Origin of the sequence: Pseudomonas abietaniphila (genome assembly GCF_900100795.1) — a bacterium.
GTDB lineage: Bacteria > Pseudomonadota > Gammaproteobacteria > Pseudomonadales > Pseudomonadaceae > Aquipseudomonas > Aquipseudomonas abietaniphila.
This window is the reverse complement of record NZ_FNCO01000007.1, coordinates 66031-92679: the sequence shown is the minus strand read 5'-3', so window position 1 is coordinate 92679 and position 26649 is coordinate 66031. Positions and strand designations below refer to the sequence as shown.

General features: G+C 60.6%; 24 protein-coding genes. 15 read left to right on the top strand and 9 right to left on the bottom strand.

From position 1 onward, the window contains the following. Positions 1–28: 28 nt before the first annotated feature. Positions 29–2239 (top strand): bifunctional diguanylate cyclase/phosphodiesterase, encoded by a 2211-nt coding sequence (locus BLS87_RS14985; protein WP_074753272.1) that lies wholly within the window; start codon positions 29–31, stop codon positions 2237–2239. Between the two features lie 11 nt (positions 2240–2250). On the opposite strand, the gene BLS87_RS14980 is transcribed toward BLS87_RS14985, so the two are convergent. Continuing rightward, the gene (locus BLS87_RS14980; protein ID WP_074753271.1) at positions 2251–2685 is read right to left on the bottom strand and encodes an NUDIX hydrolase; all 435 of its coding nucleotides are present in this window, start codon (positions 2683–2685) and stop codon (positions 2251–2253) included. A gap of 205 nt (positions 2686–2890) precedes the next feature. On the opposite strand from BLS87_RS14980, the gene yghU reads away from it, so the two are divergent. Together yghU and BLS87_RS14970 are read left to right on the top strand one after the other, a co-directional pair. Then, entirely contained in the window at positions 2891–3730 is an 840-nt protein-coding gene (yghU, locus tag BLS87_RS14975; RefSeq protein WP_074753270.1) for a glutathione-dependent disulfide-bond oxidoreductase, read from the top strand. 981 nt (positions 3731–4711) lie between these two features. After that, positions 4712–5650 (top strand): Dyp-type peroxidase, encoded by a 939-nt coding sequence (locus BLS87_RS14970; RefSeq protein WP_074753269.1) that lies wholly within the window; start codon positions 4712–4714, stop codon positions 5648–5650. Between the two features lie 63 nt (positions 5651–5713). Here BLS87_RS14970 and BLS87_RS14965 read toward each other — a convergent pair whose 3' ends face one another. Continuing rightward, entirely contained in the window at positions 5714–6067 is a 354-nt protein-coding gene (locus tag BLS87_RS14965) for a hypothetical protein (RefSeq protein WP_074753268.1), read from the bottom strand. Between the two features lie 277 nt (positions 6068–6344). Between BLS87_RS14965 and BLS87_RS14960 the strand changes: the two genes are divergently transcribed. Together BLS87_RS14960 and BLS87_RS14955 are read left to right on the top strand one after the other, a co-directional pair. After that, positions 6345–8549 (top strand): OsmC domain/YcaO domain-containing protein, encoded by a 2205-nt coding sequence (locus tag BLS87_RS14960; RefSeq protein WP_074753267.1) that lies wholly within the window; start codon positions 6345–6347, stop codon positions 8547–8549. Positions 8550–8649: 100 nt separating this feature from the next. Next, on the top strand, positions 8650–9084 hold the full coding sequence (locus BLS87_RS14955) for a GFA family protein (RefSeq protein ID WP_074753266.1): 435 nt from the start codon (positions 8650–8652) through the stop codon (positions 9082–9084). 24 nt (positions 9085–9108) lie between these two features. Here BLS87_RS14955 and BLS87_RS14950 read toward each other — a convergent pair whose 3' ends face one another. Both BLS87_RS14950 and BLS87_RS14945 read right to left on the bottom strand, forming a co-directional pair. Then, positions 9109–9570: an Hsp20 family protein gene (locus BLS87_RS14950; protein WP_074753265.1), complete on the bottom strand. Its 462-nt coding sequence runs from the start codon at positions 9568–9570 to the stop codon at positions 9109–9111. Between the two features lie 163 nt (positions 9571–9733). Beyond that, positions 9734–10237, bottom strand: a complete 504-nt coding sequence (locus BLS87_RS14945) for a thioredoxin family protein (protein WP_074753264.1) — start codon at positions 10235–10237, stop codon at positions 9734–9736. A gap of 217 nt (positions 10238–10454) precedes the next feature. On the opposite strand from BLS87_RS14945, the gene BLS87_RS14940 reads away from it, so the two are divergent. Together BLS87_RS14940 and BLS87_RS14935 are read left to right on the top strand one after the other, a co-directional pair. After that, entirely contained in the window at positions 10455–11225 is a 771-nt protein-coding gene (locus BLS87_RS14940; protein WP_074753263.1) for an SDR family oxidoreductase, read from the top strand. Positions 11226–11334: 109 nt separating this feature from the next. After that, positions 11335–12333, top strand: a complete 999-nt coding sequence (locus BLS87_RS14935; RefSeq protein ID WP_074753262.1) for an NAD(P)H-quinone oxidoreductase — start codon at positions 11335–11337, stop codon at positions 12331–12333. Between the two features lie 53 nt (positions 12334–12386). Here BLS87_RS14935 and BLS87_RS14930 read toward each other — a convergent pair whose 3' ends face one another. After that, complete coding sequence (locus tag BLS87_RS14930) at positions 12387–12689, bottom strand: DUF1330 domain-containing protein (protein ID WP_074753261.1); 303 nt, start codon at positions 12687–12689, stop codon at positions 12387–12389. A gap of 120 nt (positions 12690–12809) precedes the next feature. Next, entirely contained in the window at positions 12810–13478 is a 669-nt protein-coding gene (locus BLS87_RS14925) for a type 1 glutamine amidotransferase domain-containing protein (protein WP_074753260.1), read from the bottom strand. Positions 13479–13667: 189 nt separating this feature from the next. On the opposite strand from BLS87_RS14925, the gene BLS87_RS14920 reads away from it, so the two are divergent. After that, complete coding sequence (locus BLS87_RS14920) at positions 13668–14576, top strand: LysR family transcriptional regulator (protein WP_074753259.1); 909 nt, start codon at positions 13668–13670, stop codon at positions 14574–14576. Between the two features lie 26 nt (positions 14577–14602). Here BLS87_RS14920 and BLS87_RS14915 read toward each other — a convergent pair whose 3' ends face one another. After that, positions 14603–15049 (bottom strand): GNAT family N-acetyltransferase, encoded by a 447-nt coding sequence (locus BLS87_RS14915; RefSeq protein ID WP_074753258.1) that lies wholly within the window; start codon positions 15047–15049, stop codon positions 14603–14605. A 301-nt stretch (positions 15050–15350) separates the two neighbouring features. Between BLS87_RS14915 and katG the strand changes: the two genes are divergently transcribed. Next, complete coding sequence (gene katG, locus BLS87_RS14910; protein WP_074753257.1) at positions 15351–17615, top strand: catalase/peroxidase HPI; 2265 nt, start codon at positions 15351–15353, stop codon at positions 17613–17615. A 233-nt stretch (positions 17616–17848) separates the two neighbouring features. Continuing rightward, positions 17849–17995, top strand: coding sequence for a hypothetical protein (locus BLS87_RS34185; protein WP_167362067.1), 147 nt, complete (start codon positions 17849–17851; stop codon positions 17993–17995). A gap of 228 nt (positions 17996–18223) precedes the next feature. Here the strand turns inward: BLS87_RS34185 and moaA are convergent, their stop codons facing one another. Then, the gene (moaA, locus tag BLS87_RS14905; protein ID WP_074753256.1) at positions 18224–19222 is read right to left on the bottom strand and encodes a GTP 3',8-cyclase MoaA; all 999 of its coding nucleotides are present in this window, start codon (positions 19220–19222) and stop codon (positions 18224–18226) included. Positions 19223–19629: 407 nt separating this feature from the next. Here moaA and BLS87_RS14900 point away from each other — a divergent pair, with 407 nt between their 5' ends. The 5 genes from BLS87_RS14900 to BLS87_RS14880 all read left to right on the top strand — a co-directional run bounded on the left by BLS87_RS14900 (position 19630) and on the right by BLS87_RS14880 (position 24701). Next, positions 19630–21954, top strand: a complete 2325-nt coding sequence (locus BLS87_RS14900) for an FdhF/YdeP family oxidoreductase (RefSeq protein ID WP_074753255.1) — start codon at positions 19630–19632, stop codon at positions 21952–21954. A gap of 182 nt (positions 21955–22136) precedes the next feature. After that, positions 22137–22709, top strand: coding sequence for a DUF3833 domain-containing protein (locus BLS87_RS14895; RefSeq protein WP_074753254.1), 573 nt, complete (start codon positions 22137–22139; stop codon positions 22707–22709). Then, positions 22706–23017 carry a DUF6482 family protein gene (locus BLS87_RS14890; RefSeq protein ID WP_074753253.1) on the top strand — a complete coding sequence of 104 codons (312 nt, stop codon included), beginning with the start codon at positions 22706–22708 and terminating at the stop codon, positions 23015–23017. Before BLS87_RS14895 ends, BLS87_RS14890 begins: the two co-directional genes overlap by 4 nt. Then, positions 23014–24552: a cryptochrome/photolyase family protein gene (locus BLS87_RS14885; RefSeq protein ID WP_074753252.1), complete on the top strand. Its 1539-nt coding sequence runs from the start codon at positions 23014–23016 to the stop codon at positions 24550–24552. The genes BLS87_RS14890 and BLS87_RS14885 overlap by 4 nt, the downstream gene beginning before the upstream one ends. Then, complete coding sequence (locus BLS87_RS14880; RefSeq protein WP_074753251.1) at positions 24549–24701, top strand: DUF2256 domain-containing protein; 153 nt, start codon at positions 24549–24551, stop codon at positions 24699–24701. Before BLS87_RS14885 ends, BLS87_RS14880 begins: the two co-directional genes overlap by 4 nt. Here BLS87_RS14880 and BLS87_RS14875 read toward each other — a convergent pair. Next, positions 24692–26596: a sigma 54-interacting transcriptional regulator gene (locus tag BLS87_RS14875; protein ID WP_074753250.1), complete on the bottom strand. Its 1905-nt coding sequence runs from the start codon at positions 26594–26596 to the stop codon at positions 24692–24694. The genes BLS87_RS14880 and BLS87_RS14875 overlap by 10 nt on opposite strands. Positions 26597–26649: the final 53 nt, after the last annotated feature.

Genomic DNA, 26649 nt, shown 5'->3' with positions numbered 1-26649 from the left:
GTTGTTCTCGATGTATTCAGGTGTCCGCATGTCCACACCCACCCCCACGCTGACCGGCTGGGTTGCCACCCGTCGAAGCCGACAGCTGATCCTGCGCCTGTTTCCAGCGATTCTTGCGTTGCTGTTGCTCATTGGTCTGGGCGGTTACCTGCTGGTCAAGAACGCCCTGAGCCAGGACCTGGACGTGCAGCAGCGCTCGCGCACATTCATCTCGCGCACGATGGAGCAGGTGCGTAACGAAGTGGGGCGCAACATCATCAATTACGCGAAATGGGGTGAGGCGTACAAACACCTGCACATGACCGTGGACAAGACCTGGGCGGACGATCAGCGCAACGTCGGCCCTATTCCGTTCGAGCTGTACGGCTACAACGGCGTGCTGGTGATCAACGCCCAGGACCGCACCGTGTACGCGGTCATCGACGGCACGCCCTCGATGCTGCAAGCCAGTGACTGGCTGGAAGGGGACTTGAATGGGTTAATCGCCGACGCCCGGCAATCGACCCAGGAGAACGATGGTGTCGTGCGTGCGCTCAAGGTCGGCGGGCAGCCGGCACTTGCCGCGGCGGCCACGATCAGTCCGGGATGGGACCCGCTGATCCAGCCCGTGCCAGGGCCGGCTTCAGTCATGATGTTCGTCACCGTCCTCGATGCCGACAAGCTTGCGCATCTGAGTGAAACCTACGGATTGCCGACCATTTCCGTTTCGACCGGGCCGCAGCGCGGCGTCGATTCAATGCCGTTGCTGGGGTCGGGCATTCAATTGAGCTGGATGCCGCCAAGCCCCGGCATGGACCTGCTGCGGCAAACGTTGCCGCTGTTCATCGCCGGTGTTCTGGCGCTGGCGATCGTGCTGACCATGTTGGTGCGATACGCCCTGGCGTCGGCCCGGCAGATCGACGCTCAGTTCGAAGCGTTGCACGCCAGCCAGAAAGAACTCACGCAACTGTCGTTGCACGATTCGCTCACTGGATTACCCAACCGTTTTCGGCTTCATCAGTTTCTGGGTGAGCATCTGGACAGTGCGGTCAGGTCGCCGCTGGCGGTATTGAGTCTGGACCTGGATCGCTTCAAACCGATCAACGACGCGCTGGGCCATGCCTTTGGCGACCGGGTCTTGCAAGAAGTCGCCGAACGTCTGCTCCGCCATGTGCCCTCGGACGGTATGGTCGCGCGGCTGGGCGGCGATGAATTCATCGTGGTGCGGCTCGGCAGTTTCGATCAGACCGAGGTCGGGGCGATGTGCGCGGCGCTGGTCGATGACCTCTGCCAGCCCTTCGATCTGGACACGCAAACGGTGTTCATCGGCACCAGCGTCGGTATCGCGCTGGCGCCGACTCATGCGCAGACGCCCGCCGAGTTGCTGCGAATGAGCGACATCGCGCTGTACCAGGCCAAGGCGGCCGGGCGCAACACCTGGCGGATCTACGTCGACGGCATGAATGCCCACTTGCTGGCGCGGCGTCAACTCGAACAGGCGTTGCGCCAGGCGTTGGCCGAGGAGCAACTGCGTATTCACTATCAGCCCCGCTACACAACCCTCGGCGGCTCGTTGCGCAGCTTCGAGGCATTGGTGCGCTGGCAGCACCCGGAACGTGGCCTGTTGCCGCCCGATACCTTTATTCCGCTGGCCGAAGAAACCGGCCTGATTCAGCCGCTGGGCCGCTGGGTGCTGGAACATGCCTGTCGCGAGGCCATGACCTGGCCGAGCGATATTGGCCTGTCGGTGAACCTTTCGCCTGGTCAGCTGGCGGAAAACGAGGACGTGGTGGCCGTCGTGGCGAGCGCGCTGCACAGCAGCGGATTACCGGCCAGCCGGCTTGAACTGGAGATCACTGAGCGGGTGCTCCTCGACCACGCCCACAGTGCGCTGAAAACCCTTACCGCCTTGAGGGCCCTGGGCGTTCGCCTCAGCCTCGACGATTTCGGCACCGGGTTTTCTTCGCTGGCGTACTTGCGCAAATACCCGTTGGACGGCATCAAGATTGATCGCAGCTTCATCGCGCACCTGACCGAGCGCGGCAACGATCAGGCGATCGTACAGGCGATGATCGACCTGGGGCGCTCGCTGGGCATGACGGTGACGGCCGAGGGCGTGGAAACGCTGGAACAACTGGAATGTCTGCAACGCCACCCGTGTGATGAAGTTCAGGGGTTTCATTTCAGTAAAGCGGTGCCAGCGGATCAGCTTGGGCCCCTGTTCGCAAAATCGGTGGCGGGTGAGCCCGGCCCGGTCTGACATACCCCGGATCAGGTGTCATCGGACAGGCATTCGTGCAGTCGCTGCTGCAAGTGGGGAATGGCCTGGTCCATGTCCAGATAGGCGCTTACCGTCTTGATTTCCCAGCGCTGACCCTCGTCGCCAAATATCACCCGCTCAAAGGTTCCGGCCGGCACATGGGCGACGAAGAACCAGGTGTCGAGGCCGTTCGCGCCTTGTCCGGGGTACCTCCGTTTCCAGACAATCCAGGCAGGGTCGAGTATCAGGCCGAACTCTTCGTGGGTTTCCCGCAGCGCGCATTGCTCGGGCGTTTCTTCGCCCTCACGGCCCCCGCCGGGCAGGTCCCACAGACCGGGCCAGGGGATCGCGGGCGTGTCGTCGCGCAGGTAAGTCAGCAGACGGCCTTCGCATATCACGGCGATTTTGGCGCCGGAGAAGGGCGGATGGTAAAGGGACTCGGGCATGGGAACAACTCACCTCAATGCGGCAATGTGAAGAACAGGGCGTCGATGGCAGGCAGTGAAATGTCACTTGAGCGCCAGCACGGTAAACACATACCCTGAACCGCTCTCACTTCTGGCCGGTCTCATCATGACCCACAGTGTCGTCCCGCGGCGATACGTGTGATCCAGTGATCAACCTTAATGGCCCCACAAAGAGGTTTGTTTCGTGACTAAAGCAGCTTACGTTCCCCCGAAAGTCTGGAAAAACGAGGCCGAGTCCGGTGGTCAGTTTGCAAGCATCAACCGTCCCGTGGCCGGTCCTACCCACGACAAAGTCCTGCCTGTCGGCAAGCATGCGCTGCAGCTGTATTCGCTGGCCACGCCCAACGGTGTCAAGGTCACCATCATGCTTGAGGAGCTGCTGGCGCTCGGGCACAAGGACGCTGAGTACGATGCCTGGCTGATTCGCATCGGCGAAGGCGACCAGTTCTCCAGTGGTTTCGTCGACATCAACCCCAACTCCAAGATTCCGGCGTTGCTGGACCACAGCACCACGCCACCGACTCGCGTGTTCGAGTCCGGTTCGATCCTGCTGTACCTTGCCGAAAAGTTCGGCGCACTCTTGCCGACCGATTTGGCGGGACGTACCGAAACCTTGAACTGGTTGTTCTGGCAGATGGGTGCGGCGCCGTATCTGGGGGGCGGGTTCGGGCATTTCTATGCCTATGCGCCGGAGAAGATCGAATACGCGATCAACCGCTTCACCATGGAAGCGAAGCGTCAGCTGGACGTGCTGGATCGTCGCCTAGCCGAAAGCCCATACATGGCGGGCGACACCTTCACCATCGCCGACATCGCGATCTGGTCCTGGTACGGTCAACTGGCACTCGGCAACGTTTATTCGGCAGCCGAATTCCTGGCGGCCGACGAGTACACCCACGTGCAGCGCTGGGCGAAAGAAATCGCCCGGCGACCCGCGGTGGTCCGAGGCCTGCGGGTGAACCGCACCTGGGGTGATGAAGACAAACAGGTGCCAGAGCGACATGCTGCGTCGGACATCAGCTGAGTTGGGTAAGGTCTGTCTGTAAGCTTCGATGTGTCTGATGCAGCCTTCGCCAGCCAGCCGGCTCTTACAGAGTCTGTGCCAGCCCCGAATCCAGATTACGCCGCGATAACTGTAGGAGACGTCCGAGGTTACGAGGGCAGCGAATGCGATGGGACAGCCGATGACGATGTCGGCTGACATGACGCCTTCGCCAGCAAGCCGGCTCCTACAAAGTCTGTGTTAGCCCCGAATCCAGATTACGCCGCGATAACTGTAGGAGACGTCGGAGGTTACGACGGCAGCGAATGCGGTGTGTCAGCCAATGATGATGTCGGCTGACCTGACGCGTTCGCCAGCAAGCCGGCTCCTACAGAGTCTGTGTTAGCCCCGAATCCAGATGATGATGTCGGCTGGCCTGACGCCTTCGCCAGCCAGCCGGCTCCTACAGAGTCTGTGTCAGCCGCGAATCCAGATTACGCCGCGATAACTGTAGGAGACGTCGGAGGTTACGACGGCAGCGAATGCGATGGGACAGCCGATGACGATGTCGGCTGACATGACGCCTTCGCCAGCAAGCCGGCTCCTACAGAGTCTGTGCCAGCCACGAATCTAGATTACGCCGCGATAACTGTAGGAGACGTCGGAGGTTACGACGGCAGCGAATGCAGTGTGTCAGCCAAGGGTGACGTCGGCTGACATGACGCCTTCGCCAGCAAGCCGGCTCCTACAGAGTCTGTGTCAGCCCCGAATCCAGATTACGCCGCGATAACTGTAGGGGACGTCGGAGGTTACGAGGGCAGCGAATGCGGTGTCTCAGCCAATGACGATGTCGGCTGACATGACGCCTTCGCCAGCAAGCCGGCTCCTACAGAGTCTGTGTCAGCCGCGAATCCGAGTGACGCCGCGATAACTGTAGGAGACGTCCGAAGCGCGTGCAGGAGTGGTAATCTCCCTCGGTCCATCGTCAGGCGATGGTTGGAGTCGTCGAGGAATGCACGGGCCATGATGAAAAACACTCCTTATCCGCAGGGCGTCGACACGCCGATTACCAGCAGCGCGATCTTCATGGTGGCGACGCTGTCCTCCGGTGAAGAGGCTGCACAAGCAGTCAGAAGCTGGTGCGCGGACATTGCCGGGCTCGTGCGCGCTGTCGGCAAGCGTGTACCCGACGGCAATTTATCCTGCGTGTGCGGGTTCAGCTTCAATGCCTGGGGCATTCTGTTCGGTAGCACCCGGCCGGCTTCTCTGCACACCTTTCGCGAATTCGGCGTGGAAGGGCGCAAGGCAATCGCCACGCCGGGCGACATCCTGCTGCATCTGCGTGCCGACCGCATGGACCTCTGCTTTGAGCTCGCCACGCAACTCTTGGCGCCCTTGGGCGACGCGGTTCAGGTGGTTGACGAGGTGCACGGGTTCCGCAATTTCGACATGCGCAGCATGGTCGGCTTCGTCGATGGCACCGAGAACCCGGTCGGCAACAAAGCCGTCGAGGCGACGATTGTGGGTGACGAGGATCCGACGTTTGCCGGAGGCAGTTATGTGATCGTGCAGAAGTACCTGCACGACATGAACGCCTGGAACCGTCTGACCGTGGAGCAACAGGAACTCGTCATCGGTCGCAAGAAGCTGTCCGATATCGAGCTCGATGATTCGGTGAAACCGAGCAACTCTCACAGTGCGCTGACGGTGATCGAAAAAGACGGGAAAGAGGTCAAGATCCTGCGGGACAACATGCCGTTCGGCCGTCCCGGGTCGAATGAATTCGGCACCTATTTCATCGGTTACGCCCGATCGCCGGAGCCACTGGAGCAGATGCTCGAAAACATGTTCGTCGGGCGGCCCGTCGGCCATTACGACCGATTGCTGGATTTCAGCAAAGCGGTCAGCGGGACGCTGTTTTTTGTCCCATCCTCGGACTTTCTTGAAGCGCTGGGCGACTGACAGATCGGAGGCGTCAACGGTGGTGGCAGCGTGAGGGATCCGCTGCCACGGATGTCTTCCCTGTCAGCTTCTCAGGTCCGTGCGCTTGTCGCCGGACGGCACCTTGTCCTTCTCGTCCGGGAGAAACTCACCTTCCAGTTGCAGTTCGCCGATGCGCACGTTCAGGGCCTGCTCGACATGGCTGACCGCTGGCTTGTCGTGCAGATCATCGACCAGCAGCCACAAGCGGGGCAGGTTCTGAAAATACACATCGTCGATTTCCACGTCCCGGGTCAATTCACGGTCGGCTCGCCAGAGGCACACCCGTTGTGCCGTTTCCGGATCCTGAGGCCAACGCTCTGAAGTCGTCAGCCAGACCTCGTGATAATCCTGCAGATCAATCTCTTCGAGCTTTTCCAGCGCAATAAATGTATTCACCGTGTCACCTGTAAGCGAGTGGATTCCATAAGCACAGCGTCGTGCGCTCTGTGCCTGCCCCCATGCATCAGCACCGTTTCAGAGGCGTACAGGGTATAGGGCCGGAATTGTGCCCATGAGTTCCATGAATATGCCGTTCGTCAGGCACTCGACGCCCGATCTGGCAGCCAGGTGAATGCAGGGCCTGCCGACAGCCGCCGTCCGACGAAAACCAAGACTTCCGCCTGAAAAGCCGGATAATGGCCGCCAAATCGTTTTCTCGTTTCGGTAATCCCCCATGGAAATCAAGGTCAACTTTCTCGACAATCTCCGACTTGAAGCCAAGTTCGACGACTTCACGGTGATTGCCGATCAGCCCATTCGCTATAAGGGTGATGGTTCGGCACCGGGGCCGTTCGATTACTTTCTGGCGTCTTCGGCGCTGTGCGCGGCCTACTTCGTGAAGTTGTACTGCGACACGCGCAACATCCCGACCGAGCACATTCGTCTCTCGCAGAACAACATCGTTGACCCTGAAAACCGCTACAACCAGATCTTCAAGATTCAGGTCGAACTGCCTGCCGACATCTCCGACAAGGACCGCCAGGGCATCTTGCGCTCCATCGACCGCTGCACCGTCAAGAAGGTCGTGCAGGCCGGGCCCGAGTTTGTGATCGAGGAAGTCGAGAGCCTGGACGCCGACGCCCAGGCGCTGTTGATGCCCTCATCGACTTCAGAGGCCGGCACCTACATTGCCGGCAAGGACCTGCCGTTGGAGCAGACCATCGCCAACATGTCGGGCATCCTGGCCGGCCTGGGCATGAAGATCGAAATCGCTTCATGGCGCAATATCGTGCCCAACGTGTGGTCGCTGCACATCCGTGACGCTCACTCGCCAATGTGCTTTACCAACGGCAAGGGCGCCACCAAGGAAAGCGCGCTCGCCTCGGCACTGGGCGAATTCATCGAGCGCCTCAATTGCAACTTCTTCTACAACGATCAATTCTGGGGCGAAGACATCGCCAACGCGGCGTTCGTGCATTACCCGGACGAGCGCTGGTTCAAGCCCGGCCCCAACGATGCGCTGCCGACCGAGATCCTCGACGACTACTGCCTGGCGATTTACAACCCGGACGGTGAGCTCTCGGGATCGCACCTGTACGACACCAACTCCGGCAACACCCAGCGCGGCATCTGTTCGTTGCCTTTCGTGCGGCAGTCGGATGGCGAGACGGTCTATTTCCCGTCCAACCTGATCGAGAACCTGTACCTGAGCAACGGCATGAGCGCGGGCAACACGCTGGCCGAAGCGCAGGTGCAGTGCTTGTCGGAAATCTTCGAGCGCGCGGTCAAGCGCGAAATCCTTGAGGGTGAAATGGCGCTGCCGGATGTGCCGCAGGACGTGCTGGCCAAATACCCGAGCATCCTGGCGGGCATCAAGGGTCTGGAAGAGCAGGGCTTCCCCGTGTTGGTGAAGGACGCATCGCTCGGCGGAGAATTTCCGGTGATGTGCGTGACCTTGATGAACCCGCGCACGGGCGGTGTGTTCGCTTCGTTCGGCGCCCACCCGAGCCTTGAGATCGCGCTGGAGCGCAGCCTGACCGAATTGTTGCAAGGGCGCAGTTTCGAAGGCTTGAACGACCTGCCGCAACCGACTTTTGAAGGTCAGGCGGTGATCGAGCCGAACAACTTCGTCGAGCACTTCATTGATTCCAGCGGTGTGGTGTCGTGGCGGTTCTTCAGCGCCAAGCCGGATTTCGAATTCGTCGAGTGGGACTTCTCCGGCTGCGGTGAAGACTCCAATGACCAGGAAGCGGCCACCCTGTTCGGCATCCTCGAAGGCATGGGCAAAGAAGTGTACATGGCGGTCTACGAGCACATCGGTGCCAAGGCCTGCCGCATTCTGGTGCCGGATTACTCGGAGATCTACCCGATCGATGACCTGATCTGGGACAACACCAACAAGGCCCTGCAGTTCCGCGCCGACATCCTGAACCTGCACAGCCTGAGCAAGGTCGGCTTGCGCACGCTGGCCAAGCGTCTGGAAGACAGCGAACTGGACGATTACACCGACATCAAGACGTTGATCGGCATCGAGTTCGACGACAACACCGCGTGGGGTCAGTTGACCATTCTGGAGTTGCGGCTGCTGATCTACCTCGCGCTGCAGAAGTACGAGCAGGCCAAAGATCTGGTGGAAGCGTTCCTGCAATACAACGACAACACGGTCGAGCGCGGCTTGTTCTATCAGGCCGTCAACGTCGTGCTGGAGATGGAGCTGGATGACGATCTGGAGCTGGCCGACTACGAGGTGAACTTCCGTCGGATGTTCGGCCACGAGCGCATGGACGCCGCCATCGGTTCGGTGAACGGCAGCGTGCGTTTCTACGGCCTGACCCCGACCAGCATGAAGCTCGAAGGGCTCGACCGGCATCTGCGGTTGATCGAAAGCTATCAGAAACTGCATTCGGCCAGGGCTGCCACCGTGGTGGCGTCCAGCTGATTGCAGTGACAGAAAAAGCACCCTCGGGTGCTTTTTTGTCAAGAGCATCGCGGCTTGGCATGCGCAGGCCGAACGACCCGAGGTCAGGAGGAGGACGATCATGAACAAAGACATTGAACGCATCAACGGGCAGTGCCATTGCGGCACGGTGCGTTTTGAGGTGCGGTTGACCGATGGCCTGCACTCCGCACGCCGTTGTAACTGCTCGTATTGCCGCATGCGCGGCGCGGTGGTGGTGAGCGCGCAACTGTCGGATCTGACGATTACGGCTGGCGAGGAGGCGCTGACGCTCTACCAGTTCAATACCGGCGCTGCGAAACATTTCTTCTGCTCTGTCTGTGGCATCTATACCCATCATCAACGCCGCTCAAGCCCCGATCAGTACGGGATCAACGCAGCGTGCCTGGACGGGATCAGCCCGTTCGATTTCGAAGAAGTGCCGGTCAATGACGGCGTCCGTCATCCGCTGGACAACCCGGAACGGGGCAATGATGGGGTGGTCGGCACATTGAAGTTCATTCCGGGCGCCTCCTGATCTTCGTCAGCTGTCAACCGGCGTTCAGTGGCGATTGATCGATCGTCGGTCGGGACCGTCGCCGGGGCGATTGATAGGAATGCGCCGCGGCTTGGCCTCATCAGGCACCACACGCAGCAGGAAGACGATCAGCAAACCGTTTTCGAACGTCGCACCTTGAACTTCGATGTGGTCCGCCAGGTGGAACACCAGCCGAAATGCGCCATGGGCAATGCCCTGATGCAGATAGGTCACGCCCCCGTCGGACTCCCGCTTGCCGCCGCAAATGGTCAGTACGCCTCTCTCGATCTGCAAGTCCAGGTCGTCTGCCGAGAGGCCGGCGGCGGCGACCGCGATCCGGTAATGGTCGTCGCCGTACCGTTCAACGTTATGAGGGGGATAGCAATGGGCTGCTTCAGTGTGCAGCGCCGACTCGAAAAAATCGTTGAAACGGTCGAAGCCCACGGATTGTCGAAACAGCGGTGCCAATGTACTTGCAATAGCCATGTCAAAATCTCCTGGGCGTGGCGCAAGTGATCAAGACGCGAGTCGGTTTTCGGCTCAGCACGCTACTCAGTAAGGCTCACCGGCTGGATAACACAAGCGGCTCCGCGAAATTTCGTCACCATCACACGCCGCACCCGGGCATCCGCACGCGCCGTAATCAGCGTCAGACAGCGGCCTCGAAAATGTCGAGCAAGTCCTGCACGGTGCTTTCCAGATACCCGCCAGCCCGGTAACCCGGTTTCACGGCATCGCCACCGTCGATGACGGCGCGCGGCTGTTCGACGAAGCGACCAACGGGCTGAAATTGATCGTTCAGCACCAGCACGAACGGAATCGAAATCCGCTCAAGTTCCAGCCGCTGTTTCAGCTCGTTTTCGGCGCGCCCCTTGGTGATGACCCCGAGCTGGATGTTCGGTTGGGTGCGTTGCAGGTAATCCATGACCGTGACGTTGATCTGGCAATCGGGGCACCACATTTCGCCTGCCACGAGCAGATGAAAACGGCCTTTGACGTCCCGCACGCGCTGCAGCGTTTGCGGCTTGATCGCGTCAGGTTCGTCGATCCTGGCCTTTATCTCGGCCACAGCGGCGATTTCCGTCGGCAGGCCGCGACGGACAAACGAGTCGAAACCCTCGGCGAATTCGAACAGGTCCTGATACGACAGCATGCTGATGACTCTCTGAAGGAAAGGGTCACATCCCAGCAGAATTGTCGGCAGGCGACAAGCGCTTCAAGGCGTACGGCTGCGCGCCGTGTGGCGCTTGCGCAGAAGACTGAACGGACCGGATGGTGCGCGGATTCACTGTTTTCCGCGTGTTGCTCTGGCGTAATGTGGCCTTCGTTTCAGGGTGGCTGACACCTTCTCAAATCAAGGAAACAGGGTCATGAAGAGCTTTGACGCAAAGGTTGTGCTGGTCACGGGCGGTTCCAAAGGCATCGGGCTGGCGTGTGCCGCGCAGTTTCTCGCAGAAGGTGCCCGTGTCGTGATCAGCTCACGCTCGCAAGCCAACATCGATGCTGCATTGGCGACGTTGCCGGGCGCTGTCGGGTTCAGTGCGGATGTGTCCGACGAGGCGTTTGCCGCGGCGTTGGTGCAACGCGTCGAGCAGGAAGTCGGCCCTATCGATGTGCTGGTCAACTCGGCCGGTGCGGCGAAGCGTTCTCCACCCGAAGACCTCACCCCGGCATTCTGGCGCGCGGCGATGGACGCCAAGTTCTTCTCGACGATCAATGTGCTCGATCCCGTGGTGAAACGCATGGCTGCGCGCGGTCAGGGCGTGGCCATCAACATCATCGGTGCGGGTGGCAAAGTCGCCAAACCCATTCACCTCGCCGGCGGGTCGGCCAACGCCGCGCTAATGCTCGCTACAGCGGGCCTTGGGAACGCCTATGCGGGCGCGGGCGTGAGGGTCGTGGGCATCAACCCCGGCTTGACCGAAACCGGACGTGTCGCCGAAGGCATGGCCGCCGATGCCCAGCACTCTGGCATCACCGTCGAGGCCGCGATTGAGCGCAGCGTCCAGAAAATCCCCATGGGGCGGATGGCCAGACCGGAAGAAATCGCCGATCTGGTGCTGTTCCTGGCGTCTGACAAGGCGAGCTACATCACCGGGACTGTCATCACCATGGACGGCGCGGAACACCCGATCGTGTGAGGCCTGTGTCGTCGCTGCGCAGGCAGGCGAGAGCAGATCGAGCAAGTATCTTGAATGCCTTGGACGAACCCCTGTCAGAGCTCGTAACCCGTTCTTGTGAGGAGCACCCATGAATATGCCCAAACGCATGCGCTACATCGAAATTACCCAGCCCGGCGGTCCGGAGGTGTTGAATCTGGCCGAGGCGGACGTTCCGCAACCCGCTGAGCATGAGCTGCTGATCAAGGTTCACGCGGCGGGCATCAACCGTCCTGACGTCATCCAGCGCGCGGGGCACTATCCGATGAAGCCTGGCATGAGCCCCGTGCCCGGCCTTGAAGTGGCCGGCGAAGTCGTGGCACTGGGTTCGGCGGTTTCCGGTTTCAGCGTGGGCGACCGGGTCTGTGCGTTGACCAACGGCGGAGGCTACGCCGAGTACTGCGTGGTGCCCGCGTCTCAGGCGCTGCCGGTTCCGGAGGGCGTCGAGATGATCCAGGCGGCGGCCATTCCTGAAACCTTCTTCACCGTGTGGGCCAACCTGTTCGAGCTGGGCCAGGCTCGCGAAGGCTCAACCGTGTTGATCCATGGCGGCACGAGTGGGATCGGGACGACCGCGTTGATGTTGTGCAAGGCGTTGGGGATCAAAGCGTTTGCCACGGCGGGGAGCGAAGCCAAATGCGAGCAGATCCGCGCATTGGGCGGCGAGGCGATCAACTACCGTGAAGCTGCGTTCGACGACGTCATCTCTCGGCAGACCGGTGGCAAGGGCGTTGACGTGATTCTCGACATCATGGGCGGCAGCTATTTTGAGCGTAACCTCGCGTCTCTGGCGCGGCGTGGACGGCTGGTGGTCATCGGCTTTCTGGGCGGCGCTCACGTCAAGGACCTGAACCTGGCGGCGCTGAGCGACAAACAGGCGTCGGTCACCGGCTCCATGATGCGTTCGCGCAGCAAAGAGGAAAAGGCCGAGATCGCCCAGGCGGTGCACACCTCGGTCTGGCCGCTGTTAAAGCAGGGCCAATGCCTGCCGATCATCGACCGGGTTTACCCGCTGGCGGAGGCGGCCAATGCCCATCGGCGAATGGAAGAGGGCGAACATATCGGCAAGATTGTGCTGAAGGTTGTGTGAGGGCACCACGACCGGCGCGCCGACGATGGGCCGGCGCGCCTGCCAGACCTGGGTCAGACCGGTAACGCGTCAACCCCTTCAACCAGCAGCATGCGGTACTCGGCGCCTTTGAAGCGATGCTGACGCGCCGCCTCATAAGCCGGGCTGTCATACCAGGCGCGGGCGGCGGCCATGTCGGGGAAACGCAGGATCGCGACGCCTTCGGCCGATGGACCTTCCAGCACGTCGAGTTGGCCATAAAATGCCAGGCGGGTGATGTCGTGACCCGCGCGCGCGGCCGGTGCGGTTTCTGCGTACTGCTGCATTTCTGCCGCATCGGTGGTTTTTTCGCGGATGAAGATAACGTAGGCGGACATGTTGGTTTCCTCGGTGAATTCAGCAATAACACACTGTGTTGTCGGAATCGACGACCCAACCGGTGTCGGGTCTTGGGTGACACCCGGCGCGGCATCCGCCGGGTTCGACGCCTGCGTTTTTCAGCGCAGGGCCTGGACCATCGCTTTGGCCAGCGCACCACCCGATCCCGGGTTCTGCCCGGTCATCAGGCGACCGTCTACGACGATGTTCTCCTGCCAGACTTCGGCCGCCGAATATACGGCACCTTCCGCGCGCAGCGCATCTTCCAGCAGAAACGGAACATCCGCCTGGGCGTAACCCAGCTCTTCAGCGTTCGAGAACCCGGTCAGCTTGCGACCTTGAACCAGCGGCGTACCGTCTTCGAGTTTCACACCCAGCAGGGCAGCGGGCCCGTGGCAAACAGCGGCGACGATCTTGCCACCTTGCCAGGCGCGTTCAATGGCGCGCTGGATCTGTGGGTTGTTGGCAATGTCGACCATCGGACCCAGGCCGCCAGGGAAGAAGATCGCGTCGTAATCCAGGACATCGACCTGCGACAGCGGGCGGCTGTTGCCCATGCGGCGGAAGGAGTCGCTGTGACGGAACGCCACTTGTGCAGGGTCGGTGTCGTCATACCCGTCTTCCGGCGGGGTGCCGCCCAGCAGCGACGCGTATTCCACCGCGATGCCCGCTTCGGCGAAGACCTCGAATGGGTGAGCGATTTCAGGGAAGAAATACCCGGTGCTGCGGCGGTTCGGGCCGATTTCAGCGGTGTTGGTCACAACGAACAGCACGTGTTTGATGCTCATGGTCATTTCCTCGAACGTTAAGAAGGTCTGGGTTGAAGGTCAGCGTTGAAGCGCTTTGCATCGGATCGATGCCGGATCGTCTCTCGCTTGAGTTGGCCGATCCCGTTGAATGCGCTAACTTTGCCCCACGCCCAGATATTCGAGAAATTTACTTATCTGATTCTAGATATTCACAGAGCGTTATGAGTCATGCGATACGACCTCAATCTTTTGCCGGTTTTCATGGCGCTGATGGAAGAGCGCAGCGTCACGCGCGCCGCTGCGCGTCTGGGCATCACCCAGCCTGCGTTGTCGAACGCACTCAACCGGCTGCGCGACACGCTCAAGGACCCGCTGTTCATCCGTGAACGCTATGGCATCAAGCCCACGCCATTCGCCGAGGAAATCGGCCCGGTGATCCTGGAAACACTGGCGAAGCTGGATGACGTCATTCTGGGGCGGCAGCATTTCGATGCCGGGACCTCTACCCGTGTGTTCAACATTGCGCCGAACAGTTATGTCGAGATCGTGCTGATTCCGAGCGTGGTGGCAAGGCTTCGTCAGTTGGCCCCTGGGATCAAGGTCTCGCTGGCGCCATTTGGCGCGGACCTGACCGAAGCAGGATTGGTGTCAGGCACGACGGACATGGCACTGGGCCGGATCGTCGACCCGCCCGACAACCTGGTTGTTCAGCACCTGATGGACGATGGACTGGCGTGCGTGGTGCGCGCCGACCATCCCGATGTCGGCGACAGCCTGTCGCGAGAACAGTATGAGCAACTGCGGCATGTCAACGTGTTGCCGCCGGGGCGCATGAGGGTCGGCCTGTTTCAGGCACTGGAACGGCAGGGGTTGCGGCGTGAACTGGCGATTTCAGTGACGCATTTTCTGGCGGTGCCGGAAATCATCGCGGTCACCGACTACTGCGCGACGTTGCCTCGGCTGATCTGCAAACAGATCGCCAAGGACCCGCGACTCAAGGTCATTGAATCGCCGGTGGACCTTGGCACCTTTCCGGTGGACATTGCCTGGCACGTTCGCTATCGCAACGACCCGGCGCACCAGTGGTTTCGCCAGTTATTGGTTGAAACGGCGGCTGAGCTGGCGGACAACCACTGATCGGCAAACAGAGGCCCCGTGCAGGCTCAGGCGTTCTCGTTGCCGGGCCGGGTGAACGAATAGCGGTCGATGTCGACCCGCAGCGTCCAGCCCTGATGCTGCCAGTAGCGCGCAGCGGATTCATTGGTTTTGAACACGTCGAGGTGGCACTTGCCGATGCCCAGGGCGTCCAGACTCGACAGGCAGCGTTCAACCAGTCGGTTAGCGATGCCCTGACGCCGATACTCGGGCAGTACCAGCAGGTGTTGCAGGTAGCCGCGACGCCCGTCGTGGCCCGACATGATGCACCCGCAGAGGCCCGTTTCGCCTCCAGCCACAACGTCAGCCACAAAGCTCAGGCCGGGGTTGCGTTGCAGATAGCGGGCGGTCGCTTCGCGGGAGTCGGCGTCGCGCAGCGAGATACCCGGGGTGTGACTCATGAGGGCGATGACGGCATCGTAGTCGTCCATCGTCATGACACGGATGTTGATCATGGGGGAACCTGTCGACAGTCGGGACGGGCAGGGTAGCAGAGCGCTGCGCCGCTGTTATGACACGCGGCGTGTCAGCCCCGCCCTGAGGGCTGAAAGTCTCCCTCTATCAGCCACCAATGCTTTGACTATTAGAACTCTGGCCGATCGGGTCTACCCTTGATCTAGCGTCGGCTTGGGCCGTCCAGTTGAAACCTGATAAGGCGATAACAATAAGCACCTTGTGCTACTGAGTTCCCTCGTCGCTGTCTTGAGCCTGTAAGGGGCGGGCAGTCGATGGACACGACCAAAGGTAGATCAAAACATGGCAACTGAATCGAAATGCCCGTTCAACCACGCTGCTGGCGGCGGCACAACGAACCGCGACTGGTGGCCGAATCAACTGAATCTGAAAATTCTGCATCAGCATTCCTCGCTGTCTGACCCGATGGGCGAGGGGTTCGACTACGCCAAGGAGTTCAAGAGCCTGGACTTCGACGCGGTGAAGAAAGACCTGCTGGCTGTCATGACCCAGTCGCAGGACTGGTGGCCAGCGGATTTCGGGCACTACGGCCCGTTTTTCGTCCGCATGGCCTGGCACAGCGCGGGGACGTACCGCACCGCCGATGGTCGTGGTGGCGCCGGTTCGGGGCAACAGCGCTTTGCACCGCTCAACAGCTGGCCCGACAACGTCAGCCTCGACAAGGCCCGTCGGCTGATCTGGCCGGTGAAGCAGAAGTACGGGCGCAAGATTTCCTGGGCGGACCTGATTGTCCTTACCGGCAATGTGGCGCTGGAGTCCATGGGCTTCAAGACCTTCGGTTTTTCCGGCGGTCGTCCTGACGTCTGGGAGCCTGACGAAGACGTGTACTGGGGTTCTGAAACCACATGGCTGGGGGGCGAAGAGCGCTACGGTGCGCACAAGGAGATGGAGCAGCCCGGTCACGGCGATCTGGTCGCCGAACCGTCCAAACACGGTGAACAGCAAAGCCGTACCGAGGGTGAACGTAACCTCGAAAACCCGCTCGCTGCGGTGCAGATGGGGCTGATTTACGTCAATCCGGAAGGCCCGGAGGGTCACCCTGATCCGGTCCAGTCGGCCCATGACATTCGGGAAACCTTCGGCCGCATGGCGATGAATGACGAGGAAACCGTGGCGCTGATCGCCGGTGGTCATGCCTTCGGCAAGACACACGGTGCCGGTCCCGCCGACAACGTGGGGCCAGAGCCCGAAGCCGCAGGTCTTGAAGAGCAGGGGCTTGGCTGGCGCAACGCCTTTGGCAGCGGGAAGGGCGGCGATGCCATTACCAGCGGCCTGGAAGTGACCTGGACGTCCACGCCCACCCGGTGGAGTAACGAGTACTTCGAAAACCTCTTCGGCTTCGAGTGGGAATTGACCAAAAGCCCGGCCGGTGCCCATCAGTGGAAGCCAAAAGGCGGTGCAGGGGCTGGCAAAATCCCTCATGCCCACGACCCGAACAAACGTCAGGAACCGCGCATGCTGACGTCGGACCTGGCCCTGCGTTTCGACCCGGCGTATGAGCAGATTTCGCGGCGTTTCCTGGCCAATCCCGATCAACTGTCCGATGCATTCGCCCGTGCCTGGTTCAAGCTGACCCACCGTGACATGGGCCCGCTGGCTCGGTATCTCGGGCCTGAAACACCCACTGAAGAACTGCTCTGGCAGGATCCCCTTCCTGAGGCCAGTCATCCGCTGATCGACCACGACGATGCGTCTGCCCTGAAGAGCAAGATCCTCGAATCGGGTCTGACCGTCTCGCAACTGGTCTCGACGGCCTGGGCGGCTGCCTCCACCTTCCGTGGCTCGGACAAGCGCGGCGGCGCCAACGGCGGGCGTTTGCGCCTGGCACCGCAGAAAGACTGGGCGGCGAATCAGCCTGAACAACTGGCGAACGTGCTGCGGACCCTGGAGCGGATTCAGGGCGAGTTCAATGGCGGGTCCAGTGGCAAGAAAGTTTCGCTGGCGGATCTGATCGTTCTCGCGGGTAACGCGGGTGTCGAACAGGCCTCGAAAAATGCCGGGCAGACGGTCAGCGTTCGCTTCTCGCCGGGCCGCACGGACGCGTCTCAGGCGCAGACGGATGTGGAGTCTTTCGGCTTTCTGGAGCCCATCGCCGACGGTTTCCGCAATTACCTCAAAGGCCAGTATCGGGTGCCGGCCGAGAAACTGCTCATCGACAAGGCTCAACTGCTGACCCTGTCCGCGCCGGAAATGACGGTGTTGCTGGGTGGCTTGCGCGTCCTGGGCGCTAACGTGGGGGGAAGTAAGCACGGTGTCTTCACCACGCGGCCTGAGGCGCTGACGAACGACTTCTTCAAGAACCTGCTGGACATGAGCGTGGAGTGGAAGCCGACGTCGGCCAGCAACGACACCTTCGAAGCGCGCGACCGCAAAACCGGTGAGGTGAAGTGGACAGGCACCCGTGTCGATCTGGTGTTCGGTTCCCACGCGCAGTTGCGGGCATTAAGTGAGGTGTATGGCAGCGCGGACGCCCACGAGAAGTTCGTCAGGGACTTCGTGGCCGCCTGGTCCAAAGTCATGGAGCTGGACCGTTTCGACCTTCGCTGATACGCAGGCCGACCTGTAAAACAACGCCTCCCGTGTGGAGGCGTTGTCGTGTCTGCCCTGCGGCGCTGTGTATCAGGTTGGCTGCGGCAGTCAACCCTGCAAACGCGGTCAACCTGATCCACCACCCTGAAAATGTGCATCTGATCCGTATTTTTTAGTCAAACCTGGCGCTGTATTGAAACAGTGATCCGCTCCACACTGGCAACCACTCCAGACCTCCCAAGCGAGGCCGAATGGAGCAAATGATGCGGTGTGCATTCATCTGCACCGCAAACCTGTCGTTGAGAGGAGGCCTTATGGCCAAGATGACGATTTTCCTGTTGGGCTTCCTGGCCCTGACCATCACCATTGGCATGCTAGCGACCATTCCGCCGGGCTGATGCAGCCATGGCGTCCCTGCAGCTCGGCCCACTCTTCGCCATCTGCGTTCAGCCTGCACCCAGGTCGCGCTTTGTCGTATCTGTGCTGCTGCGGTATGAAGATCAAAAGCAAAGCCCGCTTTAGCGAAGCGCGTTTTGCGCTTTTAGCGGCCAGAGCAATTGTGACTGCCCAAACATACAACCTGTGGGAATGAGCGTGCTGACAAATGCCGTGACTTCAATAAGCGATCAACCCCCGGTCATGTTCATGAAGCGGACAACTTGAACATCGTCATTGACTTCAAAGTGATGCCGATATGGTTTTAGTTTCATCGCTTCAATGATGCACGCTTCAAGTTTCCCCTGATCGCCCGGAAAGTTGCGCAGCACGCTTTTCAAGTCTGCGGAATGTTCATTGCCAAGGCACAGTAATAACCGGCCTTCAACGGTCAAGCGCACCCGGTTACAGGTCGCGCAGAAGTTGTGGCTGTGCGGAGAAATGAAACCGATACGCATGTGGGGTGCGTCGGCAGGGCGGCAATATCGAGAGGGCCCGCGGGTGGATTCTGCCGAGTCGATCAGCGTGTGTTTTTCAGCAATCAACCTCCGGACCTGGTCGCTCGAAAAGAACGATTCGGCGCGACGGTGTTCGCTGATGGCGCCTAGCGGCATTTCTTCGATGAAGGTGATGTCCAGGTGTCGGGCGATGGCGAAGTCGACCAGATCATTGATTTCGTGGTCGTTGCGGCCCTTCATCACGACGCAGTTGAGTTTGGTGTTTCTAAACCCTGCGTCCCACGCGGCGTCCAGTCCTTCGATGACCTTGTCCAGGTCGCCGGTGCGCGTCAACTCCCGGAAGCGTGCCGGGTCAAGGCTGTCCAGGCTCACGTTCAGCCGTTTCAAACCGGCTGCGCGCAAGGGATGGGCGAGTTTTTCCAGCTGCGAGCCGTTGGTGGTCATGCACAGTTCCTGCAACCCCGGCAGTTCGGCGATGCGTGCACACAGCTCGACGATACCCGGGCGCACCAGCGGCTCTCCGCCGGTCAGGCGAATCTTGCGGGTGCCCAGTGCGACGAAGCCCTGTGCGACCTGAAACAACTCATCGGTGCTGAGCACCTGCTGACGGGGCAGAAAGGTCATGTCCTCGGCCATGCAGTACACGCAGCGGAAGTCGCACCGGTCCGTGACCGACATCCTCAGATAATCCACGGTTCTGGCAAAGCCATCGGTGAGCACGCGCTGGGACATGTCAGCCTCTTTTGGTGATGGGGTGCGGGGCGTGATCGTGCATTTCAACACGTCTCGATAAATGGCCCGGCGTCGGTCTATCAGGCGGGCAGGGTAAACAGCGACTATTCAACTGTCCAATCACTATGAATGACCACACGATAAGCCGTATCTATGAGGTGTGCTATTTAACCATTCGTAGCGGCGCTTAACCCTTATGTATAGGTTTTTCCGGGTGATAGATGTCGCTTATTGTTTGGTCATTCCTAGCGATTGGACAGCGTTTTAGTGCGCGCGTACTGTCGTCTAAGGCCAGATTAGTTCAAGCACTTAGAATGCACTGGCTCCTCTTTTAATGAAGTAAAAACGTTATAAGTCCGTCCCTGATACAGGTCGCGTATTCGATTGCGCGACCCTGGAGAACTCGCATGAGCCAGGTTGACCGTTATAAGCCCTATAAAGGGGCTGCCGCTGGATGGGGCGCTTTAATTGCCGTGACCAAGAACTGGCTGGGCAGTGAAAACGCATTCAAGAACATTCGCGCGATGCTCAAAACCAACCAGAACGGCGGTTTTGACTGCCCGGGCTGTGCCTGGGGCGAATCGCCGGAAAGCGGCATGGTCAAGTTCTGCGAGAACGGCGCCAAGGCGGTGAACTGGGAAGCGACCGGTCGCCACGTCGATCCAGCGTTCTTTGCCAAATACAGCGTCTCGGCGTTGTTGGAGCAGTCTGATTACTGGCTGGAGTATCAGGGGCGGCTGACCCATCCGATGCGTTACGACGCGGCGACCGATCACTACGTGGAAACCAGTTGGGAAGAGGCGTTCGCACTGATCGCCCGTCACCTCAAGCAGCTGGGTTCGCCTGATCAGGCCGAGTTCTACACCTCGGGCAGGGCCAGCAATGAGGCCGCGTTCCTCTACCAGCTCTTCGTGCGCGCCTACGGCACCAACAACTTTCCGGACTGCTCGAACATGTGCCACGAGGCCAGTGCCGTCGGCATGTTCGAATCCATCGGGGTGGGCAAAGGCACGGTCGTGTTCCATGACCTGGAGAAGGCCGATGCAATCTTCGTGATTGGCCAGAATCCCGGCACCAACCATCCGCGCATGCTCGAACCATTGCGCGAGGCGGTGAAGCGTGGCGCTCAGGTGGTGGTGTTCAACCCGCTCAAGGAGCGGGGTCTGGAGCGCTTCCAACACCCGCAACACCCGCTTGAGATGCTCAGCAACGGCTCGGAACCCACGAACACGGCCTACTTCCGTCCTGCCTTGGGGGGCGACATGGCAGCGATTCGCGGCATGGCGAAGTTTTTGCTGGCGTGGGAAATGGAGTCGCTGGCCACCGGCGGCGAACCGGTGTTCGACCGTGCGTTCATCCGCGACCAGACGTCCGGTCTGGATGAGTACCTGCGTGCCGTCGAAGCCACGCCGTGGGCGCTGATCGAAGAACAGTCCGGCATGGCGTTGTCGGACATCGAACGGGCGGCGCGCATGTACGCCAAGGCCAAGCGCGTGATCATCTGCTGGGCCATGGGCCTGACCCAGCACACGCACTCGGTGCCGACCATTCAGGAAGTGATCAACCTGCAACTGTTGCGCGGCAATATGGGTCGCGAAGGGGCGGGCGTCTCTCCGGTGCGAGGTCACAGCAACGTGCAAGGCGACCGCACCATGGGCATCAACGAGATTCCGCCGAAATGGTTGCTCGACGCGATCGAAACCCGCTTCGCGTTCAAAGTGCCGCGCGAAGAAGGGCACAACACCGTGACCGCGATCAAGGCGATGGAAGCCGGCCGGTCCAAAGTCTTTATCGCCCTGGGCGGCAACTTTTCGCAAGCGACCCCGGACAGCCCTCGCACCCATGCCGCGCTGCGCAATTGCGACCTGACCGTGCAGATGTCGACCAAGCTCAACCGCAGCCACCTCGTGATTGGCAAGGACGCTCTGATCCTGCCCGCGCTGGGCCGTACCGACATCGACCTGCAAGCAACCGGGCCCCAAGGCATCACGGTTGAAGACACCTTCAGCATGGTTCACATTTCCCACGGTCAGTTGCGTCCCAAGTCCGGATTGATGAAGTCCGAGCCTGCGATCATTGCCGGCATTGCTGCTGCCACGCTGGGTGAGCACCCTATTGACTGGCATTGGGTGGTGGAGGATTACAGCCGTATTCGCAACCTGATCGCCGACGTGATTCCGGGTTTCAAGAACTTCAATCAGCGGTTGCTCAATCCAGGCGGTTTTCACCTTGGCAACCCGGTCGCCGACCGTCAATGGCACACCACCACGCAGAAGGCTCGGTTCATGCCCAACGCGTTGCCTGAACACCTGGTCAATGCCGCCATTCGCAGCCTCAAGGACACACCCGATTTGATCCTGCAGACCCTGCGCTCCCACGATCAGTACAACACCACGTTGTACGGGCTGGACGACCGCTATCGCGGGGTCTACGGCATGCGTGAAGTGGTGTTCGCCAACGAAGAAGACATCCGCCGTCTGGGCTTCGAACCGGGCGAGAAAGTCGACATGATTTCGCTGTGGGACGACGGTCGCGAGCGTCGGGTGTCGGGCTTTACCCTGATTGCCTACGACATTCCCAAAGGGCAGGCAGCGGCGTATTACCCGGAAACCAACCCGCTGGTGCCGCTCGACAGTTACGGCGACCGCACATTTACCCCGACCTCGAAGTTCATCGCCATCAAGTTTGCCAAGGCAGCGCAGAGCAGTGTGATCGTGTCTTCGGTCGCCTGATACACCGGTTGCCCGTTTTTATCCCCTCGCTGCCCGTCATTCTCAAAGCGCCCTCCGGCGCTTTTTTTTTTGCGGTTGCAACGGATGCCTATAACTTGTACAACACGACAATCTTGTACAGGTATTGGCCGGCCTGCCAACAAACCGCCCTGATCGGCAGATGCCGAAAGTTGGAGAAAATCATGCTCAAGCGTTTGCTGCTGTGGATATGCGTCGGGTTGGCGGGGTGTTCAAGTGTCGATGTCCAGCAATACCGGCAGGAAAAGCCGACGCTTGAGCTTCGCCGGTTTTTTACCGGGCATCTCGAGGCCTGGGGCATGTTTCAGAAACGATCGGGGGAGGTCACCAAGCGCTTTGTCGTGAAGATCCACGGTTATCCCCGTGGCGACCAGATGATCCTCGAAGAAAACTTCACCTACAGCGACGGTACTCGCCAGCAACGGATCTGGACGCTGACGCCCGACGGGGAAGGGCGCTGGCGTGGACGTGCTGCCGACGTGGTCGGCGAAGCGCTGGGTGAAGTCGCAGGGAATACGCTGCACTGGAAATACGTGCTCAGCCTGCCGGTGGACGGCAAGGTGTATCAGGTCGATTTCGACGACTGGATGTACCTGATGGACGACAGCACGATGATCAACCGGTCGTCCATGAGCAAGTTCGGGGTCGAGGCCGGTCAGGTGACCCTGTTTTTCCGCAAGCAACCTGAGGCGCCAACCCCCGTTGCCGCGCCTGATGCGCAGGAGATCGAGCAATGACCCTGACCGAATTGTGTGCCTGGGTGGCGTCCGGGCAGGAACCGCTGGAGCTTGAGCTGCTGTCGATCGAGGGTGGCATTTATCTGCTGCAAGCGCGTGTCGGGTCGGCCGTTCATCCGATCAGGACCCGCACGGGGCAGGCCCTGCAACTTCGTTCAGTGACACACGCACGGGAGGTGCTCGAGGATTTGCCAGCGCCCGTGCCGTTCTATCTGGTGCATTGCGTGGTGCACACCGAAATGTGCGGGTTTGACCATGGGCCGCAAGAGCCCCTGCGTGTGCCCCTGGCGCTGGACTCGGCCTGGTGACGACGGTGCGCAGGTTGTGTCTGGTCCTTGGCGATCAGCTGTCCTTTGAGCTGGCCTCGCTGCAGGACGCGGACCCTGAGGTGGACGAAATCCTGCTGGCGGAAGTGGTCGAGGAAGCCACCCACGTTGCGCACCATCCGCAAAAGATCGTGCTGGTGTTCAGTGCCATGCGTCATTTCGCCCAGGCGTTGGCGCAGCGCGGTTTTCGCGTGCATTACGTCACCCTGGAGGACGAGCAGAACACCGGCTCGCTGGCAGGCGAGCTGCAGCGCTGGCAGACGCTCTTGCAGCCCCGGGAAGTTCATCTCACCGAGTGCGGCGACTGGCGCCTGGAGTTGTCACTCAAGCACGGTGGCCTGGTGACCCATTGGCACAGTGACACGCGCTTTCTCAGTTCCCGCGCCGATTTTGCCGCGTGGGCGAAAGGCAAGAAGCAACTGCGCATGGAGTTTTTTTACCGGGAGATGCGACGCAAGGGCCATGTGTTGCTCAACGGTGACGGCACTCCGGTCGGCGGCGCGTGGAATTTCGATGCCGAAAATCGAAAACCGTTGCCCAAAGGCGTGACCGCGCCCTCGCCGGCGCGCTTCTCCACGGATGCCATCACTGACGAGGTGCTCGCGCTGGTCGGCAAACGCTTTGCTGATCACTACGGCTCGCTCAAGGATTTTGATTACCCGGTCGACCACGCGGGCGCGCAGACGCTCTGGGCGCATTTTCTCGACCATGGGCTGGCGTCTTTCGGCGACTACCAGGACGCAATGGCCACTGACGAAGCCTTTCTCTTTCACTCGCGCATCAGCGCTGCCTTGAATATCGGCCTGCTGAACGTGCGTCAGCTGTGTGCCGATGTCGAGGCAGCGTATTGGTCGGGACGCGTCGCCCTCAACGCCGCCGAAGGCTTCATTCGGCAATTGATCGGCTGGCGGGAGTACGTGCGTGGGGTCTACTGGCTGCTGATGCCCGATTACGCCGAGCGTAACGCCTTCAACAACGGCAGGCCGCTCCCTGAGTTCTACTGGACGGGCGACACCCGAATGAACTGCATGAGCCAGGCCATCGGCCAGAGCCTGCAGCATGGCTATGCCCATCACATCCAGCGCCTGATGGTGACCGGCAATTTCGCGCTGCTGGCGGGCATTTCGCCGCCGCAGATCTGCGAGTGGTACCTGGCGATCTACATCGATGCCTTCGACTGGGTTGAACTGCCCAACACGTTGGGCATGGTGATGCATGCCGACGGTGGTTTCCTGGGTTCCAAGCCTTACTGCGCAAGCGGTCAGTACATCAACCGCATGTCCGATTATTGCCGGGGTTGTGCGTACAAAGTCAGTGAAAGCACCGGCGAGAATGCGTGCCCCTTCAACGCCCTGTACTGGCATTTCCTGATGCGCCACCGTGATCTCCTTCAGCACAATCACCGCATGGCGATCATCTACAAAAACCTTGGCCGTATGAACGAAGACAAACAACAAGCGTTGTGGCAGCGCGGCGAAGATCTCCTTGCCAGACTCGACGCAGGGCAGTCGCTGTGAAGAAGAGCGAACTGCCATCCAAGGTCTGCGTCGTCTGCGGGCTGCCCTTTACCTGGCGCAAGAAGTGGGAGCGCTGTTGGGATGAGGTGTGTTACTGCTCCGAGCGCTGTCGGCGCAGCAAGCGCTCGTCGGCAGGCGGTCAGTCGTGAAGGATATCCAGCCGCTTCAACCGTGATGCCAGCGTGGTGGGTTTGACACCCAGCAACTCAGCCGCGCCGCCTTTGCCAAACAGCTTGCCGTTCGCCGCTTTGAGCGCGGCGTGAATGTTGTTGCGTTCCAGTTCGCGCATCTGGTCCTCGGTGAGGAAACCCTGTTCCGGGAGCGTGCTTTGGGAGGCCTTCGGGGCGACCTTGGGCTCGTCTGGCAGGTCGAGGTTCAGGTCGGCACCGGTCGAGGTGATCAGCGCGCGTTCGATGACGTTCTGCAGTTCGCGGATGTTGCCCGGCCAGGAGTAATGCTGCAGCCGCTCGATGTCGCTGTTGCGCAGGCGGCGCCCGGGCATGTTCAGACGTTTGCCGACCTGCTTGAGGAAATGCGCGGCGAGCGGCGCGATGTCCATCGGGCGGTCGCGCAGGGCAGGGGACTGGATGGGAAAGACATTGAGCCGGAAGTACAGGTCCTCACGAAAATGCTTGGCCCCGACTTCCTGGCGCAGGTCGCGGTTGGTGGCGGCGATGATGCGCACGTCGACCTTGCGCGTGCGTTCTTCGCCGACGCGTTCGAACTGACCTTCCTGCAGCACCCGCAACAGTTTGCTTTGCAGCTCCAACGGGATTTCGCCGATCTCGTCGAGAAACAGCGTGCCGCCGTCCGCCAGCTCGAAACGCCCGACGCGGTCACGCACCGCGCCGGTGAACGCGCCGCGTATATGACCGAAGAACTCACTCTCGAACAGCTCGGTCGGAATGGCCGCACAGTTGACCCGGATCAGTGGGTGCGCGCTGCGACGGCTGGCCTGGTGAATGGCCCGGGCAATGAGTTCTTTGCCGGTGCCGGACTCGCCGTTGATCAACACGCTGGCGTCGGTAGGCGCGACCACGTCGATCTGTTTGATGATTTTCAGGATCGGCGCGCTCTGGCCGACGATTTCACGGAAGTTGTGCTCGATATGGATTTCTTCCTGCAAGTAGGCGTTCTGGTCTTCCAGGCGCTGCTTGAGGTTTTTCAGTTCATCGAGGGCAGTTTGCAGTTGGGTTTCGGTGCTGCGCCGCTCGGTGATGTCGCGAAAGACCACCACTGCCCCCGCGATACGGCCATCGGAGATCACCGGTGTACTGGTGAATTCCACCGGGAAGAAGCTGCCATCGCGGCGCCAGAACACTTCCTGTCGACCTTCATGCACGACGCCGTCGTGCACGGCCTTGTAGATCGGGCATTGCTCGACCGGATAGTGGCTGCCGTCCTCATGGCTGTGGTGATGAATGCGGTGGATGTTCTTGCCAATCATGTCCTTGACTTCCCAACCGAGCATGCGCGCCCCGGCGGGGTTGACGAAGGTCGCCAGGCCCTCGCTGTCGATGGCGTAGATGCCATCGCCCACCGAGCTGAGCAGCAACTGGTTGTCGCGTTCCGACTCCTGAAACAGGTTGAGGATGTTGCGCCATTCGATCAGGCCGCCGCGCATGGTGCGTTCGGTGTGGGCCTGATCCTGCTGGTACTTCTGCTGACTCGCCTCGCGCATGACCAGAATCAGCTGCGGGCTGTTTTTGACCTGCAGCGTCGTGGCGGAAATCTCCAGCTCAATGCGCTCGCCGGTCTTGATGTTGCAGCTCAAGTCATCGGTCCAGCCTCGGCCCTTGTCCATCACCGCCTGGGTGAACACGATCAGGTCCGCCAATTGATGACCGAACAGTTTGCTTACCGGCAACGCCAGCAGCTCTTGCCGCGGGTAACCGAGCAGCTTGCAGGCGGCGATGTTGAGGTCGCCAAAGTGGTCGGTGAACGGGTCGAGCAGGGCGATGGCTTCGGCGCAGTGCTCGAACACCATGTGCCGGGAGGAGTAGGCGAGGTCGGCCCAACCGGTCAGCGAGTCTGGCTCGTTCATGATTACGAAATCTCGTGATAGGTCGCTACGAATATTCGTATTTCTACGGGAAT